The following is a 15564-nucleotide window of genomic DNA, read 5'->3' on the forward strand; positions in this document are numbered from 1 at the left end:
GCGGTGAGGAGTTGGCGGGCTTCGTCGGTGGTGAGGGGTTCGAAGCGGCGGGGCCGTGGGGTGCCGGGGTCGGCGAGCCGGTCCCGGACGGCGGCGGACTCCGCCTGCCAGGTGTCGAGCCGGTGCCGCAACTCCCGCCTGCGCCCGTCGTCCAGGAGCGCGCGGGACGCGGCGTCCGGGGTGGCGAAACCGGCCTTGTACGCGGCCTCCGCGAGCCTGCCGTCCGCCTCCTGCAGCCGCCGGGCGGCCTCCTCCAGGGCACGTACGGCGTCGTGGGCGGCGGCGACGGCGGCGATGCGCCGCTCCAGGACGGCGGCCCGCTCCGCGACGGTGCCGCCGCCCTCGCCCAGGGCCCGGGCCAGGTCTGCGTCGAGCACGGACTGCTGCTGGTCCAGCGCCTCGCGGCGGGAGGTACGGGCGGCGGCGCGCAGTTCGGCCTGCTGCCGCTCCTGAAGCCGCCGCACGTGCTCCCGCTCGGCCTGGTCGAGCTCCTCGCGTACGGCGTGGGTGCCCCCCGCCAGCGCCCGGGCCCGGTCGCGCTCCCGCTCCAGTGCGTCCACGGCCGCGCCCAGCTCCGCGACGGTGGGCGCGACGAGAGGGGCGCCCGCGCCACGCCCCGCGTCCGTGCCGCCCGCCCGGCCGTCGCCCTGCTCCGGGCCCGTGCCGGGTTCCGGGGCCGCGGCTTCCGCGGCCGCCGCGGTGAAGTTCTCGCGCAGGACGGCCAGCTGCCGTTCCGCGGTGGTGCGGGAGGTGTCGGCGCGGGTGTGGGTCTCGTACGCCGTGTCCTCGGCGGCCCGGTCGACGTGGCCGTCCGCGGGGCGGGCCGGGGCAGGGTGGTCGGTGGCGCCGCAGACGGCGCACGGGTCGCCGTCGGTGAGCCCGGCCGCGAGTTCGGCGGCGATGCCCCGCAGTCGACGTTCCCGCAGGTCGAGCCAGGTCTCGTGGGCGCGGTTGGCTTCCTCCCGGGCAGCCGTCAGGCGGGCCTCGGCCGCCTGTACGTCGACGGCGAGGGCGTCACGGCGGCGGGCGGCGTCCAGTCGGCGGCGGGCCGGGGCCAGCCGCCCCGCCAGATGCTCGGCGCGGGTCGCGGCCTCCTGGGCGGCGTCCAGCCGCTCCTGGAGGACGCCCCGCCGGGCCTCCCAGCCGTCCAGCCAGGTGGCGGCCTCGTGCAGGATCTCGTCGTCGGCGCGGGCCTGCCGGTCGAGTTCGGCGCGCTCGTGGACGATCTCCGCACGGCGCCGCTCCGCCAGCGCGGCGGCCTCCAGTCCGGCGAGGTCCTGTCGGAGGGAGCGGTCGAGTGCGGCGAGCCGGTCGGTTCCGGCCTGGGAGAGGGCGTCGGGCAGCGCTGCTTTCGCATGCGCGTGCGCGGCCTCGGCGGCGCCGTGCTCACGCTCGGCGTCGGCACGCAGGGCGAGCGGCCCGGCGACCCGCTCGGCACGGTCGGCCTCCTCGAGCCGGGCCTCCCAGGCGTCGCGTTCGCCGCGCCGGGCCTCCAGGTCGGCGGCGCGGCGCCGGGCGTCCTCGTACTGACCGCGGCGGGCCGCTCGCTCGCGCTCCTGGTCGAGGGCATGGTGGGCGGCGGCCTGCCGGGACTCGGCGTCGAGCAGGGCGAGTCCGGCGGCGTCCCGGGCCTCCCGGGCACCGGACCGGGCGACGGCCGCCCAGACGAGCACGGCCTCCGCGAGCCCCGGTTCGCCGGGGGAGCCCTCAGCGGCGGGCCAGCCGCGGGCGGCGTTTCCGGCGGCCTGCGCCATGCGGTGTGCGAGGGCGAGCAGCCGCTGGTCGCCTGCCTCGACCTGCTTCTGGGCGCCTCGCCGCAGCTCGGCCAGGCGCTCCTCGACAGCGGCGAACCGGCGGGTGTCGAACAGCCGCCCGAGGAGCCTGCCCCGTGCTTCGGCGTCGGCGCGCAGGAAACGTGAGAAGTCGCCCTGGGGCAGCAGGACGACCTGGCAGAACTGCTCCCGGTTCATGCCGAGGAGCTGGCCGATCTCCTCCCCGATCTCCTGGTGCGAACGGCTGAGCCCGGCCCAGACACCCGTCTCGGGGTCCTGCTCCTCCAGGAGTGACTGGGCCCTCTCGGTGGTGAAGCCGCCGCCGCGCTTCCTGGGACGGGGCTGGGCGGGGCGCCGGGTGAGCCGCAGCCGCCGTCCCGCCACGGTCAGTTCGAGGACCACCTCGGTGGGGGTGCCGCCGGGGGCGTGGTCGCTGCGCAGCGGGGCGCCGGGCGACTGCCGGGCGCCGGGCACGGAGCCGTACAGGGCGAAGCAGACGGCGTCGAGTACGGATGTCTTGCCGGCACCGGTTGCGCCGTGGAGGAGGAAGAGCCCGGCGGCGGACAGGGCGTCGAAGTCGATGTCCTGGCGGGTGCCGAAGGGGCCGAAGGCGGTGACGTGGAGCCGGTGCAGCCTCATCGGGTCACCTCACGGGACGCCTCGCGCTCACGGGCGGCGAGGTCGGCGCGTACGTCCTCGAAGGCGCCCTGGAGCGCGGCCTTCTCACGGAGGTCGGGGGCCGCGCCGCCCCGGACGTGGGTCACGAAGTCCTCCGCGATCTCGTGGTCGGTGCGGCCCCTGAGACGGCGGGCGTACGAGAGGTGCGCGGGGTCGTCGCCGTCGCCCTCGGGCTCGAAGACGAGGTTCAGGGTGTGCGGGAACCGTTCGGTGAGCCTGGCCATGGGGTCGGCGGGCCGTACGGCGTCGGTGAGGGTGGCCTCCACCCACGCGTCCTCGTGGGGACCGAGCGCCGGGTCGTCGAGGAGCCGGTCGAGGGTGCCTCGGATCCGGGCGAGCGGCCGGGGCACGGGGCAGTCGATCCGCTCGGCGTCGATCTCACCGGCGGGACCGAGGTCGATGAGCCACATCGTCTTGCGGTGCCGCCACTCGGAGAAGGAGTACGCGAGCGGGGAACCCGAGTAGCGCACCCGCTCGGTGAGTCGCTGGCTGCCGTGCAGGTGCCCGAGGGCCACGTAGTCGACGCCGTCGAAGACGGCGGCGGGCACGGCGGCGGCACCGCCGACGGTGATGTCCCGCTCGCTGTCGCTCGGTTCGCCGCCCGCGACGAAGGCGTGCGCGAGGACGACGGAGCGCGTGCCGGCCGGGCGGATCGCCAGATCGGCACGGACCCGGTCCATGGCCGCGGTGAGGACGGCCTGGTGGGAGGCCCTGCGGGTGCCGAACCGCTCGCGTACGAGGGACGGTTCGAGGTAGGGGAGGCCGTAGAAGGCGACCTCGCCGTGCGGCCCGTCGCGGAGGAGGACGGGGACGCCGATGCCGTCCGGGTCGGTGCGCAGGTGGATGCCCGCGTGCTCCATCAGCCCCGCGCCGACGCCGAGGCGGCGTGCCGAATCGTGGTTGCCGGAGATCATCACCGTGGGGACACCGGCGTCCGCGAGCCGGTGCAGGGCTGCGTCGAAGAGTTCCACGGCGGCCAGGGGCGGCACGGCTCGGTCGTATATGTCCCCCGCGACGACGACCGCGTCCACGTCGCGGTCCCGCACCACGGCCACGAGGCGGTCGAGGAAGGCTGCCTGGGCGTCGAGCAGGCCGACGCGGTGGAAGGACCGTCCCAGGTGCCAGTCCGACGTGTGCAGGAGTCTCATGATCGGTGAGGGTAGCGGGAGAGTCTGACAACGGGTGCGGTTCGGACGGACCGGCCGGCGGCGCCCACGGCGACCGGGCACCGATCCGTGCGGCGTCCACCGGGGCGGGGCGCCCGGCCGCCAGGGACCGGGCGGGCCGTTCAGGTCTCCCCGTACGCCTCGCCGCCGGGTTCGAAGGCAGCTGTTCCGGCGGTGGCGTCCGCGAGCCAGCGGCGGAAGGCGTCGACGTCCGCGTCGGGCAGGCCGATCTCGATCTCCACGGCGTCCCCGTACCGTACGTCGCGGACGGCCCTCCCGGTGGAGCGCAGGTCGCTCTGGAGCTTCCCGGCGCGCTGGTGGTCGACCGTGACCGTGCCGAGCCGGTAGCGGCGGCGGGTGACGGTGCCGAGCGCGTCCAGGGCCTCCCCCACGACGCCTCCGTACGCGCGGATCAGCCCGCCGGCGCCGAGCTTCACGCCGCCGTAGTAGCGGGTGACGACGGCCACGACGTACCGGACCTCGCGGCGCGTGAGCATCTGGAGCATGGGTACACCCGCGGTGCCGCCCGGCTCTCCGTCGTCGCCTGCCCTCTGCACGGAGGCATCGGCGCCGATGACGTAGGCGAAGCAGTTGTGAGTGGCCGTGGGGTGCTCCCGGCGGACGCGGGCGACGAAGTCCTGCGCCTCCTGCTCCGTCGCGGCGGGGGCGAGCGCGCAGATGAAGCGGGACCGGTTGATCTCGGACTCGTGTACGCCCTCACGCGCCACCGTCAGGTACTGCTCCTGCATTCCGCCACCCTAACGGCTCGGCCTACCCGTCCGTCGCGGAGCCCTGGGACGGGGACTGCAGGTCCAGGCGGCGCAGTGCGTCGTCCCACGCGAGCGGGAGCTCGTCGGTGGTCACCTCCCAGAAGGTGAAGGCCGAGTCCCGCGTCGTCGCCCGAAGCTCCCGCATGATGCCGCGGTGCGGTTCGGCCTTGGCGTAGGCGTACAGGGCGTCGCGGTCCCGCCACGCGGACAGCGTGTAGAAGGTGCGCTTGAGGGGCCGGGCCACAAGGGAGGCGCCGTAGACGCCGGGCGCCCGGTTGACCTGGCGCCAGGCCGCCAGGGACCTGAGGAAGAACCGCGGAACGTGCCGGAGTGAGCGGACCTCGAAGCGGGAGGCCATGACGAAGGCGGGGACGTGGGGCGGGGCGGGGTTGGGGCTGGTCCAGGGAAGGGTGGGCATACGAGGGCTCCTCACAGGCAGGGTGGATCCGAGGACGCACACACAAATTAGAGAGTGGCACTATCCATAAATAGATAGTGCCACTCTCCAATTGAGTCGGCAACCGCCCTCCCCGGAATGCAGGCACCCCACCGGACGGTTTCCCCAGAGCGATCAGCACACAGGAGGCGACACCATGACCGCACAGAGCGAGGCCGGGACGGCGGACGGCGGCGAGCAGGAGACGGTCCGCAGGATTCTGACCGGCCTCGGGGACACCTGGGCCGTCGTGGGGCTGTCCGGCAACCGCTCCCGTGCGGCCTACGGCGTGGCCCAGGTGCTTCAGCGGCTCGGCAAGCGGATCGTGCCCGTGCACCCGAAGGCGGAGACGGTCCTCGGGGAGCAGGGATACACCTCCCTGGCCGAGATCCCCTTCCCCGTCGACGTCGTGGACGTCTTCGTCCGCAGCGAACTGGCCGGCACCGTCGCGGACGAGGCAGTGGCGAAGGGGGCGAAGGCCGTGTGGTTCCAGCTGGGAGTCATCGACGAGGAGGCCTACGCGCGCACGCGCGCGGCGGGCCTGGACATGGTGATGGACCGCTGCCCGGCCATCGAGGTGCACGGCCTGCGGTAAGCCGCCACCGCTCCGGCCGCCTCCGCCCTCAGCGGACCGGCGGGACCGAGACCGCCATGGTCATCTCGACGGGCCCGTCACCGTCGTTGCGGTAGGCGTGGGGGACATTCGACTCGAAGACGGCCGACACCCCGGCAGGAACCCGGTGTTCCACCCCGTCGACGACGAGGGTCAGCTCACCCGCCGTCACATGCAGCAGCTCCGTCGTGCCCTCCGGATGCGGATCGGAACTGCTGGCGTCACCGGGCATCAGGGACCAGGCCCACAGCTCCAGCGGGCCGCGGGCCTCGGTGCCGACCAGCAGGGTGGTATGACTGCCCGCCGGGGTGGACCACATGCGGACCGCCTGATCGGGCGACACCAGGCGGACCTGCGGGCCGCTCTCGAAGTCCAGGAGGGTCGTGATGGAGACCCCCAGCGCGTCCGCGAGCTTCACCGTCGTACCGACACTGGGATTGGTCCTCGCCTGCTCGATCGCGATGATCATGCCCCGGCTGACCCCGGAGCGGGCGGCGAGCGCATCCAGCGTGAAGCCCCGCTCACCGCGCCAGCGCTTGAGGTTACGGGCGAGCGCCTGGGTGAGCTGATCGAGGTCAGACACGTTCCGTCCAATATTCTGGATGACAGAGTTCAATAGAGTGAACTACGGTGTGGTTCACCGCACGCTATTCACCGTTCACCGCACTGTACTGCGAGGCACCATGACCGCCCTGTTCGCCCTGGCCACCAGCCTGCTGTGGGGGCTGGCCGACTTCGGCGGCGGGCTGCTCACCCGCCGGATACCGGCGCTGACCGTCGTCGCCGCCTCCCAGACCGTCGCCGTCGTGGTGCTCGGGGCGGTCGTGGTGGCCACCGGGGGCTGGAGCGAGGCGGGACCACGGCTGTGGTTCGCGGTCGGCGCGGGCCTGCTCGGGCCCGTCGCGATGCTCGCCTTCTACAAGGCGCTGGCCATGGGCCCCATGGGCGTGGTGTCCCCGCTCGCCTCGCTGGGCGTGGTCGTGCCCGTTTCGGCCGGCCTGTTCGCGGGCGAGCTGCCCGGGTTCCTCCAGTTCGCCGGGGTGGGCGTCGCGGTGGCGGGCGTGGTGCTGGCCGGCGGGCCGGAGCTGCGCGGGGCGCCGGTGCAGCGGCAGACCGTCCTGCTCACACTGATCGCCGCGTTCGGGTTCGGCGGGGTCATGGTGCTGATCGCGGAGGCCTCGACGACGGTCACGGGGCTGTTCCTGGCGCTGTTCGTGCAGCGGGTGACCAATGTCGCGGTCGGCGGTGCGGCGCTGTGGGTGTCGGTGCGGCGCGGCGGGCGGGCGCTGCCGGAGGACGGCGGCGGTCCGCGTGTGCTGTGGGCCTCGCTGCCCGCGCTGGCGTTCGTCGGCCTCGCGGACGTGGCGGCGAACGGTACGTACGCGATCGCCGCGCAGAGCGGTCCGGTGGCGGTGGCGGCGGTGCTGGCGAGCCTCTATCCGGTGGTGACGGCTCTGGCGGCGCGCGGTGTCCTGAAGGAGCGCCTGCGTGCGGTCCAGGCGGCGGGTGCGGGGCTGGCCCTGGCGGGCTCGGTGCTGCTCGCGTCGGGCTGACGCCTCCGGTCCGGGCGGGAACCGGCGGCTCAGGCCTGCTGCTGCCAGTGAGCCAGCGCGGCGAGCTGAGCGGCCGTCACATGCCCGGGTATCGGCTCGGGCGCGGGGGTGCGCAGCGGCGGCTGCCATCCCTCGTCCGGGTCCCAGCGCCGTACGACCCGGGCGGGCGCTCCGGCGACCACCGCGCGGTCGGGGACCTCGCCCCGCACGACGGCTCCGGCCGCGACCACCACGTTGCGGCCCAGCCGGGCACCCGGGAGGATCACCGCGCCGGTGCCGAGCCAGCAGCCGGGACCGATCTCGACCGGAGCCGAACGCGGCCACTGCCGCCCGACCGGCTCGTGCGGATCGTCATAGCTGTGGTTGGTCGAGGTGATGTAGACGTACGGCCCGCAGAAGGTGTCCGCACCGATCGTCACCGGGGCGTCCGCCACCACATGGCTGCCGCGTCCGAGCACGACACCGTTGCCGAGGGTGACCACCGGATCCGGCCCCAGGTCGAGCCCGGGCAGCATCCCGGCGCTGAGCGTGACCTGCTCCGCGATGATGCAGCACTCCCCCAGCTCGATCCACTGCTCACCGAACACCGTGCCCTGAGGGAACGCCAGCTTCGTGCCCGCGCCGATCCGCCGGAACCGCGTCGGCCCCGGCCGCTCGGCGGTCACGGCCCCGTGCTCCTGCGCCCAGCGCCAGCCCCGGTGCACCGCACGGGAGAGCGCGCGGCGCCGCCACGCGGCGAGCGACGAGAGCGAGAACGTGTTTCTGTTCCTGGACACCCGGACACGTTAGTGGCCCTGATCATCGCTGACGGGAGCCGGACGCTGTGATGTTCGCCCCACCGCGGGGGCGGTGTGCCGCGTCGCATACGGTTCCCGTGGCGCGACGACGTACGAGGAGCTGAGGATGAGCGAACAGCGGGAGCAGGCGTTGGTCACCGCGGTGGGCGGCAAGGCGCCGGAGGTGGACGACAGCGCCTTCGCCGCGCCGACGTCCGTGGTGGTGGGCGAGGTGTCGCTGGCGGCGGGCTCCAGCGTCTGGTACCACGCGGTGCTGCGCGGCGACTGCGGGCCGATCGCCGTGGGTGAGGACAGCAACATCCAGGACAACTGCACCGTGCATGTGGACCCGGGCTTCCCGGTGACGGTGGGCGCGCGGGTCTCGGTGGGGCACAACGCGGTCCTGCACGGCTGCACCGTCGAGGACGACGTGCTGGTCGGCATGGGCGCCACGGTCCTGAACGGCGCGCACATCGGCGCGGGCTCGCTGGTCGCCGCACAGGCACTTGTCCCGCAGGGGATGCGGGTCCCGCCCGGGTCGCTGGTCGCGGGGGTGCCCGCGAAGGTGCGGCGGGAGCTGACGGCCGAGGAGCGCGAGGGCATCCGGCTGAACGCCGCCATGTACGGGGACCTCGCCCGCGCCCACCGCGAGGCGCACGGCGCCGCTTGAGGGCCGGGCCCTGCGGGCAGCCCGCCCGACGCACCCGAGGGGGTACGGGACCGGTGAGCGGTCCCGTACCCCCTCGGGGCCCGTGAGGTCAGCCCTTCGAGGCACCGGCCGGGACGGACTCCTGGTCCGGCCGGGCACCGTCCAAGGCCGCGGCGGCCCGCTCGGCCGCCGACCTGGCCGCGGCCTTCTTGGCCCGCTGCTTGATCACCAGCATCGATGTGAGCCCCACGGCGACGGCCAGGACGAGGCCGACCCACGAGAACCGCTTCAGCCAGGCCTCCGCGACGATCCCCACCGAGTAGATGACGGCGGTCGTGCCGCCCGCCCAAAGGATCCCGCCGAAGACGTTGGCGATCAGGAACTTCCAGTACGGCATCCGCAGCACGCCGGCCAGCGGGCCCGCGAAGATCCGCAGCAGGGCGACGAACCGGCCGAAGAAGACGGCCCACATGCCCCACTTCTCGAAGGACCGCTCGGCCATCGCGATGTTGGCCTCGCTGAAGTGGCCCGGGAACTTGCCGCCCAGCCAGGTCAGCAGCGGCCTGCCTCCCCTGCGGCCGATCGCGTAGCCGATGGAGTCGCCGATGATCGCGCCCGCGGTGGCGCAGGCGCCGAGCACCCACGGGTTGATCTCGCCGTGCTGGGAGGCCAGGAGAGCGGAGCTGACCAGCACGATCTCGCCCGGCAGGGGGATTCCGAGGCTTTCGAGCCCGATCACCACACCCACCAGGATGTAGATGCTGAGCGGTGGCACCGTCTCAAGCCACTCCTGGACGTGCAACGCCGGTTCCTCCGTTGTGTCGACCTGCGGGAACGAGGGTGGAGCGGGCAGCCTACCTGTTCCCGCCGACAACCCCTCGGCTGTGGATCACCACAGGAGACGCCCGGGCGGACGCGAGGGTTGCCCCGCAGGTGGACACAGCGCGGAGAAACGCGACCGCCCCCGCACCGGAAGGGTGCGGGGGCGGGAGACGGGAGGCCCGTCAGGCGTTCGGGCGCAGGGTCCAGGTGATGGTCATCTCCCCGGTCACTCCGCCGTCCTCGCGAGTGATCTCGATACGGACCGGGAACTCTGGGCGCTGCCCGGCATCGAGTTCCGCGATGACCTCGTCGCGGGTGCGGCCCAGGGTGGCGGTCGCCGTGACGACGCCCATCGCGAGCTTCTTGTACGCGATCTCGGACCGGACGGCGAGCGGAACGGCCCGGCCCATCTGGTCACCGAAGGCACCGATGACGATGGCGCCGCTGGCGGACTCGCCCAGGGTGAACATCGCGCCCGCGTGCGGGCCGCCCACGTGGTTGTGGAAGTCCTTCTGGTCGGGCAGGCGCAGCACCGCGCGGTCGGCGGTCGCCTCGACGACCTCCAGGTTCAGGGTCCTGGCCATGGGAACCGTGGCCAGCAGCATCTCGCCGATGTTCGGCAGCGTGTCGGACATACCCAGAAGTTACCAGGCAGTAGCAAGGGCGGGGAACCCCTGTCGCCGACGGCGGAGAGCCCGACCCCCCGCACTCCCCGGTGATCCGGCCCGGGGCGGCCATGACTCCCATCACCCCGCCCCTCTATGGTTACTGGCCATGTGGCCAGGACAGCAGCCGCCCGGGGGCGAGCAGAACCCGCAGGACCCGAACACACCCCAGCCCTACCGGCAGCCGGGGTATCAGCAGCCGAACCCGTATCAGCAGCCGGGAATACCCGGCCAGCCACCGGCTCAGCCCGGCCGGCCGCCGCAGCCGGAGTACGGCAGCCCCAACCCTTACCAGCAACCGACCGTGCCGCAGTACGCCGTGCCCGGGCATCAGCCCGGCGCACCGACCCCGCCTCCGGGGAAGGACGGCGGCGACCGCAGGACCACGGCGGTCGTCGCGTCGGCGGCGGCGTTCGCCGTCCTGGTGACCGCCGGGGTGACCGGGTACCTCGTCCTCGGTGACGACGGCGGGAAGACGACCGCGAACGACGGCCCGAAGCCCTCACAGAGCTCGTCCGCGTCCGCCGACCCGTCCACCGCCCCTCCCGTCGTCGACAACCCGCGCGGCGGTGACAAGGCCGCGAAGCCGACCGTCTCCGGCTGGAAGGTCGTCTACAACCCCAAGTGGGGCACGGTGTTCGACGTTCCGGGCGACTGGGAGGTCAAGGGGTCCGGCTGGATCATCGGCCTGGAGGACGAGAAGAAGGGCGACGGCTCGCTCCTCCAGGGCATGGGCATGTCCTCTCCCGCCTACTTCAAGAGCGAGTGGTGCACGTACGACGACGACAAGGACGGCAAGGAGGACAGCTGGGAGCTGGCGACGACCGGCACCAAGGGCGCACAGGGCGCGAAGAACACCGAGGAGGCCGCCCGCATCGCCGCCGGAAGCTGGGTCTGGGCGGCGTACGCGCAGAGCGAGCCCCAGGAGAACATCAAGATCAGCAAGGCTGAGGCGTACACGAGCACGTCCGGCCTGGAGGGCCATGTCGCCACCGCGAGCGCGGACGGCCTGAAGCACCCTCACAAGTGCGCGACCGACGGCAAGTCCATCGCGTTCGCCTTCAAGAACGCCAAGGGGGACTTCTCGACCTGGGTCCTGTACGCCCCGAAGGGCGTCAAGGACGAGGTGCCGGACGCCACGATCAAGAAGATCCTCAGCACGGTGCGCCTCGCCGAGGCCTCGGGCGAGGCCTCCTGACCGCTCGGGAGAGGCCCCGCCACTCGGCGTGGGAGGTCCTGTCAGCCGATGCCGAAGGCGCCGTCGGGCGGTACGGGTGACGCCACGGCGTCTTCGTCCCGTACCGTCGGCGCGCCTCCGGTGAGGCGGATCAGCGCCGGGCCGTGCTCCACGCGCGCGGGGAACGGATCGCCTGCCGCGAGCCGCGCCAGCCGGGCGGTGTCCACCGGGACGTGCGAGGCGACGAGCACGAGGTTGCCGAAGCGCCGTCCGCGCAGCACGGCCGGCTCCGCGATCAGCGCCAGCTCCTCGAACACGGCCCCGAAGGTGGCCAGCTGGGAGCGGAGGAACGTGAAGGGCGCGCCGTCGGCGAGGTTCGCCGCGTACTGCCCGCCCGGCCGCAGCACCCGTGCCACCTCGCGCGCGTACTCGACCGACGTGAGGTGCGCGGGCACCCGCGAGCCCCCGAACACATCCCCCACCACCAGATCCGCCGAGCCCGTCGGCGCCTCCTCCAGCCACTCCCGCGCGTCCGCCGCGTGTACGTGGATGCCCCGTCCGTCCGGTCCGGGTTCGGGCACGGGGAGGTGCTCCGCTACCAGGGCGAGCAGGCCCCGGTCGGCCTCGACGACGTCCTGGCGGGAGCCCGGCCGGGTCGCGGCGACGTAGCGCGGCAGCGTGAGCGCCCCGCCGCCCAGGTGGACGACGCCGAGCGGGAGGCCCTCGCCGAGCGCGCAGTCCACGACATGCGCGAGCCTGCGCGCGTACTCGAACTCCAGGTGGGTCGGCTCGTCCAGGTCGACGTACGACTGGGGCGCACCGTCGACGGTCAGCAGCCAGGCCCGCTCCCGGTCGACGTCCGGCATGAGCTTGGCGGTGCCGCCGTCGACGGCGCGGAGTACGGGCAGGGGCTCGGTCACCACCCCATTCTCCCAGCCTCGGCCGCGGCTACCGCACCTCGGTCACCGTGCCCGAACCCACCGTGCGCCCGCCCTCCCGCATCACGAAACCGAGACCGGGCTCCAGCGGTACCTCACGGCCCAGCTCGACCGTCATGGTGACCGTGTCCCCGGGCCGGGCGACGGCCGCGTCCCCCAGGTCGACGGCCCCGACGACATCGGCCGTGCGGATGTGGAACTGCGGCCGGCAGCCGGTCGGGACAGGCGCAGCCCGCCCGCCCCCGGCCGCCGGCAGCACGTGCACCCGCGCGGTGAAGCGGCGCCGCGGCGCGACGCTGCCGGGCGCGGCCACGACGTGCCCGCGGCGTACCGCACCGCGCGGCACCCCGCGCAGCAGCAGGGCGACGCTGTCGCCGGCCTGGGCGGACTCCATGGGCCTGCCGAACGCCTCCAGACCCGTGACGACGGTCTCCGGAGCGCCGGCGCCCAGCACCTGGACCCGGTCCCCGGTCCGTACCGTGCCGCGCTCGACGGCACCGGTGACCACGGTGCCGCGCCCGGTGACGGTGAGCACGTTCTCGACGGCCAGCAGAAACGGCCCGTCCACATGCCGCTCGGGCACCGGCACATAGGTGTCGACGGCGTCGAGCAGCGCCTCGACGGCACGGGTCCAGCGCGGGTCGCCCTCCAGCGCCCGGAGCCCCGAGACCCGGACGACCGGGACGGTGCCGCCGCCGTAGCCGTGAGCGGTGAGCAGCTGGCGTACCTCCAGCTCCACGAGGTCGGTGAGTACGTCGTCGCCCGCGTCGGCCTTGCTGAGGGCGACGACGATGTGGTCGACACCGACCTGGCGGGCGAGCAGCACGTGCTCGGCGGTCTGCGGCATGATCCCGTCGGGCGCGGAGACCACGAGGATGGCGCCGTCGAGCCGGGCCGCGCGGGTGGCCATGTTCGTGACGTAGTCGGCGTGGCCGGGCATGTCGACGTGCGCGTAGTGGCGGGTGTCCGTCTCGTACTCGACCTGCGCGCTGTCGATGGCGGTGCCGCGCCGTGCCTCCTCGGTCGCCCGGTCGATCCGGTCGAACGGGACGAAGGCGCCGGTGCCGCGCTCACCGAGCACCTTGGTGATGGCGGCGGTGAGCGTGGTCTTGCCGTGGCCGACGTGCCCCATGGTGCCGATGTTGAGATGCGGCTTGGTACGGACGTAGGGGGTCTTGGACATGGCTGGACGGTTCCTTCCCGGAACTGACGCGTGTCGAAGTGCCGGACCCCTCCGCCTTGCCGACCCTCCCCCCCTGCGGGGTCCGCCGGACGATCGTCCCGGGAAGGGTCAGCTTCGGGCGCCGTCCGGGACGACGGCGGCAGCCTTCGGCGCGTCCGCGAGCGCGGACGACGCTGCGAGGAAGGCATACCGGACCATGGCGTCGATGCTGCCGTGACCGGTGACGCTCCGTCGACCGGTTTTTCGGGTGGGCCGCGCCCTCCGGAGGGACCCCGCCGCGCGGTGCCCGCCACCCGTGGCGCCGTCCGGTTCCTGTTCCGCGGGCGTGGTCCGTCACGGCGATCACGGGCGCGTGTCGGTTACGCTCCCCGGATGCTCGAGCCCGTCGTCCGGCCGTCGCAGGCCGGCCTCACCCTCCGCCGCTCCAGGGCGCTGCTGTCGCCCTGGTCGCGGCTGGCCCTGCTGGCCGTCCTGCTCGCGAGCGGCGCGGCGGCCGTCGTGGCCTACGAGCCGCACCGGCTGCTGGCGGACGGCGGCTGGCCACCTCAGGTGAGCGGCACCGGCGCGGCGGTGCTCTTCGGTGCGGCCTACGGGCTGTGTACGGCGGCCTTCGTGCCGCGCCCGGTGCTGAACCTCGCGGCGGGAGCACTGTTCGGGACCCAGGCCGGGCTCGGGGCCGCCGTGGGCGGGACGGTCCTGGGCGCCGGCATCGCGTTCACGCTGGGGCGGGTCCTGGGCCAGGACGCGCTGCGCCCGCTGCTGCGGGGGCGCTTCCTGGAGCTGGCGGACGGGCAGCTCAGCCGGTACGGGTTCCGGTCGACGCTGGCGATCCGGCTGTTCCCGGGCGTGCCGTTCGCGGCGGCCAACTACTGCGCCGCCGTCTCCCGGATGGGCTACACGCCGTTCCTGGTCGGCACCGGCCTCGGCTGTGTGCCGAACACGGCCGCGTACGTGATCGCGGGCAGTCAGGCCGCCTCGCCCACGTCCCCGGCGTTCCTCCTCGCCACCGCCTTCATCGTCGTCAGCGCGCTCGCCGCCGGGGTGGTCGCCTGGCGCAGGCGCCACCGGCTCGCGCGCGACACCGGATGATCACCGTCCGTTCACCCGCGGGCGATACGCTGCACCGACCTCAACGACCGCACACGTACATATCGGGACGGCCCTGGCCCCATGAATTGGTTCGAATCGCTCATCCTCGGACTCGTCCAGGGGCTGACGGAGTTCCTCCCGATCTCCTCCAGCGCCCACCTGCGTCTCACCGCCGCGTTCGCCGGATGGGCCGACCCGGGCGCCGCGTTCACCGCGATCACCCAGATCGGTACCGAGGCCGCCGTCCTCATCTACTTCCGCAAGGACATCGGGCGCATCCTCTCCGCGTGGTTCCGGTCCCTGACGGACAAGGAGATGCGCTCCGACCAGGACGCCCGCCTGGGCTGGCTGGTGATCGTCGGCTCGGTCCCGATCGGCATACTGGGGGTGACCCTCAAGGACCACATCGAGGGCCCGTTCCGCGATCTGCGGCTGATCGCGACGACCCTGATCCTGCTCGGCGTGGTGCTGGGCTTCGCGGACTGGCTGGCGACCCGCGCCCAGGAGGGCGGCAGGCACCGTGCCGCGAAGGAGCGCAAGACGCTCGCGGACCTCGGAGTCAGGGACGGCCTGGTCTTCGGCATGTGCCAGGCGATGGCCCTCATTCCGGGTGTCTCCCGGTCGGGCGCCACGATCAGCGGCGGCCTGTTCATGAACTACTCGCGTGAGTCGGCCGCCCGCTACTCCTTCCTGCTCGCCATCCCTGCCGTGCTGGCGTCGGGCGTGTACGAACTGAAGGCCGTGAGCGAGGGCCATGTCGCGTGGGCGCCGACCATCTTCGCGACGGCCGTCGCCTTCGGCGTCGGATATGCGGTGATTGCCTGGTTCATGAAGTTCATCACGACCAAGAGCTTCATGCCGTTCGTCGTCTACCGGATAGGGCTCGGGCTGGTCCTCCTGGCGCTGATCTGGGCCGGAGTCCTCGACCCGAACGAAGGCGCCCTCTCCGCGGACTGACATCCGCAGCCGACGGGTTCCGGTGCCTGCCGGTGAGGACGGGAAGGGGCACCCGTTCACGGTGCCTGCGAGCCTCGGCCAGGCGCGACGGTTCGCCACGGGAGCAGGGGACCGCCGGGACCCGCGTGAGCGGCCGGAGGGGCGGGCCGCCGGCTTGGGGGGGGTGACCGGCGGCCCGTGTGGTCCGGGGGTTCTCGCGCCCGGAGCCGTACCCATCAGGGTGCCCCGAGAGGGGTGCCCGGCACGAGGGTGCAGGGCGCCCGTACGCAGGTGTTCCCTTCACACCCCGTGCGAACGGGCCGCCTGCCGTACGGGCGGCA

At 73.6% G+C, this 15564-nt stretch carries 16 protein-coding genes; 6 read left to right on the forward strand and 10 right to left on the reverse strand.

Going from position 1 to position 15564, the window contains the following annotated elements; genetic code table 11:
* The 4 genes from I3F58_RS15740 to I3F58_RS15755 form a co-directional block, all read right to left on the reverse strand.
* On the reverse strand, window positions 1–2411 hold a 2411-nt coding region (locus I3F58_RS15740; RefSeq protein WP_240109231.1), incomplete at its 3' end, for an AAA family ATPase.
* On the reverse strand, window positions 2408–3598 hold the full coding sequence (locus tag I3F58_RS15745) for an exonuclease SbcCD subunit D (RefSeq protein WP_240109232.1): 1191 nt from the start codon (window positions 3596–3598) through the stop codon (window positions 2408–2410). The genes I3F58_RS15745 and I3F58_RS15740, both read right to left, overlap by 4 nt.
* 140 nt (window positions 3599–3738) lie before the next feature.
* Window positions 3739–4365 (reverse strand): YigZ family protein, encoded by a 627-nt coding sequence (locus I3F58_RS15750; RefSeq protein ID WP_240109233.1) that lies wholly within the window; start codon window positions 4363–4365, stop codon window positions 3739–3741.
* Between the two features lie 22 nt (window positions 4366–4387).
* Entirely contained in the window at window positions 4388–4804 is a 417-nt protein-coding gene (locus I3F58_RS15755; protein ID WP_240109234.1) for a DUF3291 domain-containing protein, read from the reverse strand.
* 175 nt (window positions 4805–4979) lie between these two features.
* On the opposite strand from I3F58_RS15755, the gene I3F58_RS15760 reads away from it, so the two are divergent.
* A complete protein-coding gene (locus tag I3F58_RS15760) occupies window positions 4980–5417 on the forward strand; it encodes a CoA-binding protein (protein ID WP_240109235.1) in 438 nt (145 codons plus the stop codon).
* Between the two features lie 28 nt (window positions 5418–5445).
* Here the strand turns inward: I3F58_RS15760 and I3F58_RS15765 are convergent, their stop codons facing one another.
* Complete coding sequence (locus tag I3F58_RS15765) at window positions 5446–6018, reverse strand: helix-turn-helix domain-containing protein (protein ID WP_240109236.1); 573 nt, start codon at window positions 6016–6018, stop codon at window positions 5446–5448.
* 100 nt (window positions 6019–6118) lie between these two features.
* On the opposite strand from I3F58_RS15765, the gene I3F58_RS15770 reads away from it, so the two are divergent.
* Window positions 6119–6988 (forward strand): EamA family transporter, encoded by an 870-nt coding sequence (locus I3F58_RS15770; protein ID WP_240109237.1) that lies wholly within the window; start codon window positions 6119–6121, stop codon window positions 6986–6988.
* 29 nt (window positions 6989–7017) lie between these two features.
* Here I3F58_RS15770 and I3F58_RS15775 read toward each other — a convergent pair whose 3' ends face one another.
* Window positions 7018–7764, reverse strand: a complete 747-nt coding sequence (locus I3F58_RS15775; RefSeq protein WP_240109238.1) for a DapH/DapD/GlmU-related protein — start codon at window positions 7762–7764, stop codon at window positions 7018–7020.
* A gap of 127 nt (window positions 7765–7891) precedes the next feature.
* Between I3F58_RS15775 and I3F58_RS15780 the strand changes: the two genes are divergently transcribed.
* Window positions 7892–8434, forward strand: a complete 543-nt coding sequence (locus I3F58_RS15780) for a gamma carbonic anhydrase family protein (RefSeq protein WP_240109239.1) — start codon at window positions 7892–7894, stop codon at window positions 8432–8434.
* Between the two features lie 88 nt (window positions 8435–8522).
* Here the strand turns inward: I3F58_RS15780 and I3F58_RS15785 are convergent, their stop codons facing one another.
* Window positions 8523–9215, reverse strand: a complete 693-nt coding sequence (locus I3F58_RS15785; RefSeq protein ID WP_240109240.1) for a DedA family protein — start codon at window positions 9213–9215, stop codon at window positions 8523–8525.
* A 202-nt stretch (window positions 9216–9417) separates the two neighbouring features.
* The gene (locus I3F58_RS15790) at window positions 9418–9870 is read right to left on the reverse strand and encodes a DUF4442 domain-containing protein (protein WP_240109241.1); all 453 of its coding nucleotides are present in this window, start codon (window positions 9868–9870) and stop codon (window positions 9418–9420) included.
* A 139-nt stretch (window positions 9871–10009) separates the two neighbouring features.
* Here I3F58_RS15790 and I3F58_RS15795 point away from each other — a divergent pair, with 139 nt between their 5' ends.
* A complete protein-coding gene (locus I3F58_RS15795) occupies window positions 10010–11098 on the forward strand; it encodes a hypothetical protein (protein ID WP_240109242.1) in 1089 nt (362 codons plus the stop codon).
* 41 nt (window positions 11099–11139) lie between these two features.
* On the opposite strand, the gene I3F58_RS15800 is transcribed toward I3F58_RS15795, so the two are convergent.
* Both I3F58_RS15800 and I3F58_RS15805 read right to left on the reverse strand, forming a co-directional pair.
* The gene (locus I3F58_RS15800) at window positions 11140–11997 is read right to left on the reverse strand and encodes a spermidine synthase (RefSeq protein WP_240109243.1); all 858 of its coding nucleotides are present in this window, start codon (window positions 11995–11997) and stop codon (window positions 11140–11142) included.
* A 28-nt stretch (window positions 11998–12025) separates the two neighbouring features.
* Complete coding sequence (locus I3F58_RS15805) at window positions 12026–13198, reverse strand: elongation factor Tu (protein ID WP_240109244.1); 1173 nt, start codon at window positions 13196–13198, stop codon at window positions 12026–12028.
* Window positions 13199–13570: 372 nt separating this feature from the next.
* On the opposite strand from I3F58_RS15805, the gene I3F58_RS15810 reads away from it, so the two are divergent.
* Window positions 13571–14287, forward strand: a complete 717-nt coding sequence (locus tag I3F58_RS15810; protein WP_240109245.1) for a TVP38/TMEM64 family protein — start codon at window positions 13571–13573, stop codon at window positions 14285–14287.
* A gap of 81 nt (window positions 14288–14368) precedes the next feature.
* Complete coding sequence (locus I3F58_RS15815) at window positions 14369–15244, forward strand: undecaprenyl-diphosphate phosphatase (protein WP_240109246.1); 876 nt, start codon at window positions 14369–14371, stop codon at window positions 15242–15244.
* Window positions 15245–15564 lie beyond the last annotated feature (320 nt).

Source organism: Streptomyces sp. MUM 203J (assembly GCF_022414595.1).
In the GTDB taxonomy this organism is placed as follows: Bacteria; Actinomycetota; Actinomycetes; order Streptomycetales; family Streptomycetaceae; genus Streptomyces.

What these genes read in the sequence shown, in the direction of transcription:
- I3F58_RS15755 (WP_240109234.1), bottom strand. Translation starts at nt 4,804, where the DNA reads ATGCCCACCCTTCCCTGGACCAGCCCCAACCCCGCCCCGCCCCACGTC.
- I3F58_RS15790 (WP_240109241.1), bottom strand. Translation starts at nt 9,870, where the DNA reads ATGTCCGACACGCTGCCGAACATCGGCGAGATGCTGCTGGCCACGGTT.
- I3F58_RS15760 (WP_240109235.1), top strand. Translation starts at nt 4,980, where the DNA reads ATGACCGCACAGAGCGAGGCCGGGACGGCGGACGGCGGCGAGCAGGAG.
- I3F58_RS15810 (WP_240109245.1), top strand. Translation starts at nt 13,571, where the DNA reads ATGCTCGAGCCCGTCGTCCGGCCGTCGCAGGCCGGCCTCACCCTCCGC.
- I3F58_RS15795 (WP_240109242.1), top strand. Translation starts at nt 10,010, where the DNA reads ATGTGGCCAGGACAGCAGCCGCCCGGGGGCGAGCAGAACCCGCAGGAC.
- I3F58_RS15815 (WP_240109246.1), top strand. Translation starts at nt 14,369, where the DNA reads ATGAATTGGTTCGAATCGCTCATCCTCGGACTCGTCCAGGGGCTGACG.
- I3F58_RS15750 (WP_240109233.1), bottom strand. Translation starts at nt 4,365, where the DNA reads ATGCAGGAGCAGTACCTGACGGTGGCGCGTGAGGGCGTACACGAGTCC.
- I3F58_RS15780 (WP_240109239.1), top strand. Translation starts at nt 7,892, where the DNA reads ATGAGCGAACAGCGGGAGCAGGCGTTGGTCACCGCGGTGGGCGGCAAG.
- I3F58_RS15745 (WP_240109232.1), bottom strand. Translation starts at nt 3,598, where the DNA reads ATGAGACTCCTGCACACGTCGGACTGGCACCTGGGACGGTCCTTCCAC.
- I3F58_RS15770 (WP_240109237.1), top strand. Translation starts at nt 6,119, where the DNA reads ATGACCGCCCTGTTCGCCCTGGCCACCAGCCTGCTGTGGGGGCTGGCC.
- I3F58_RS15805 (WP_240109244.1), bottom strand. Translation starts at nt 13,198, where the DNA reads ATGTCCAAGACCCCCTACGTCCGTACCAAGCCGCATCTCAACATCGGC.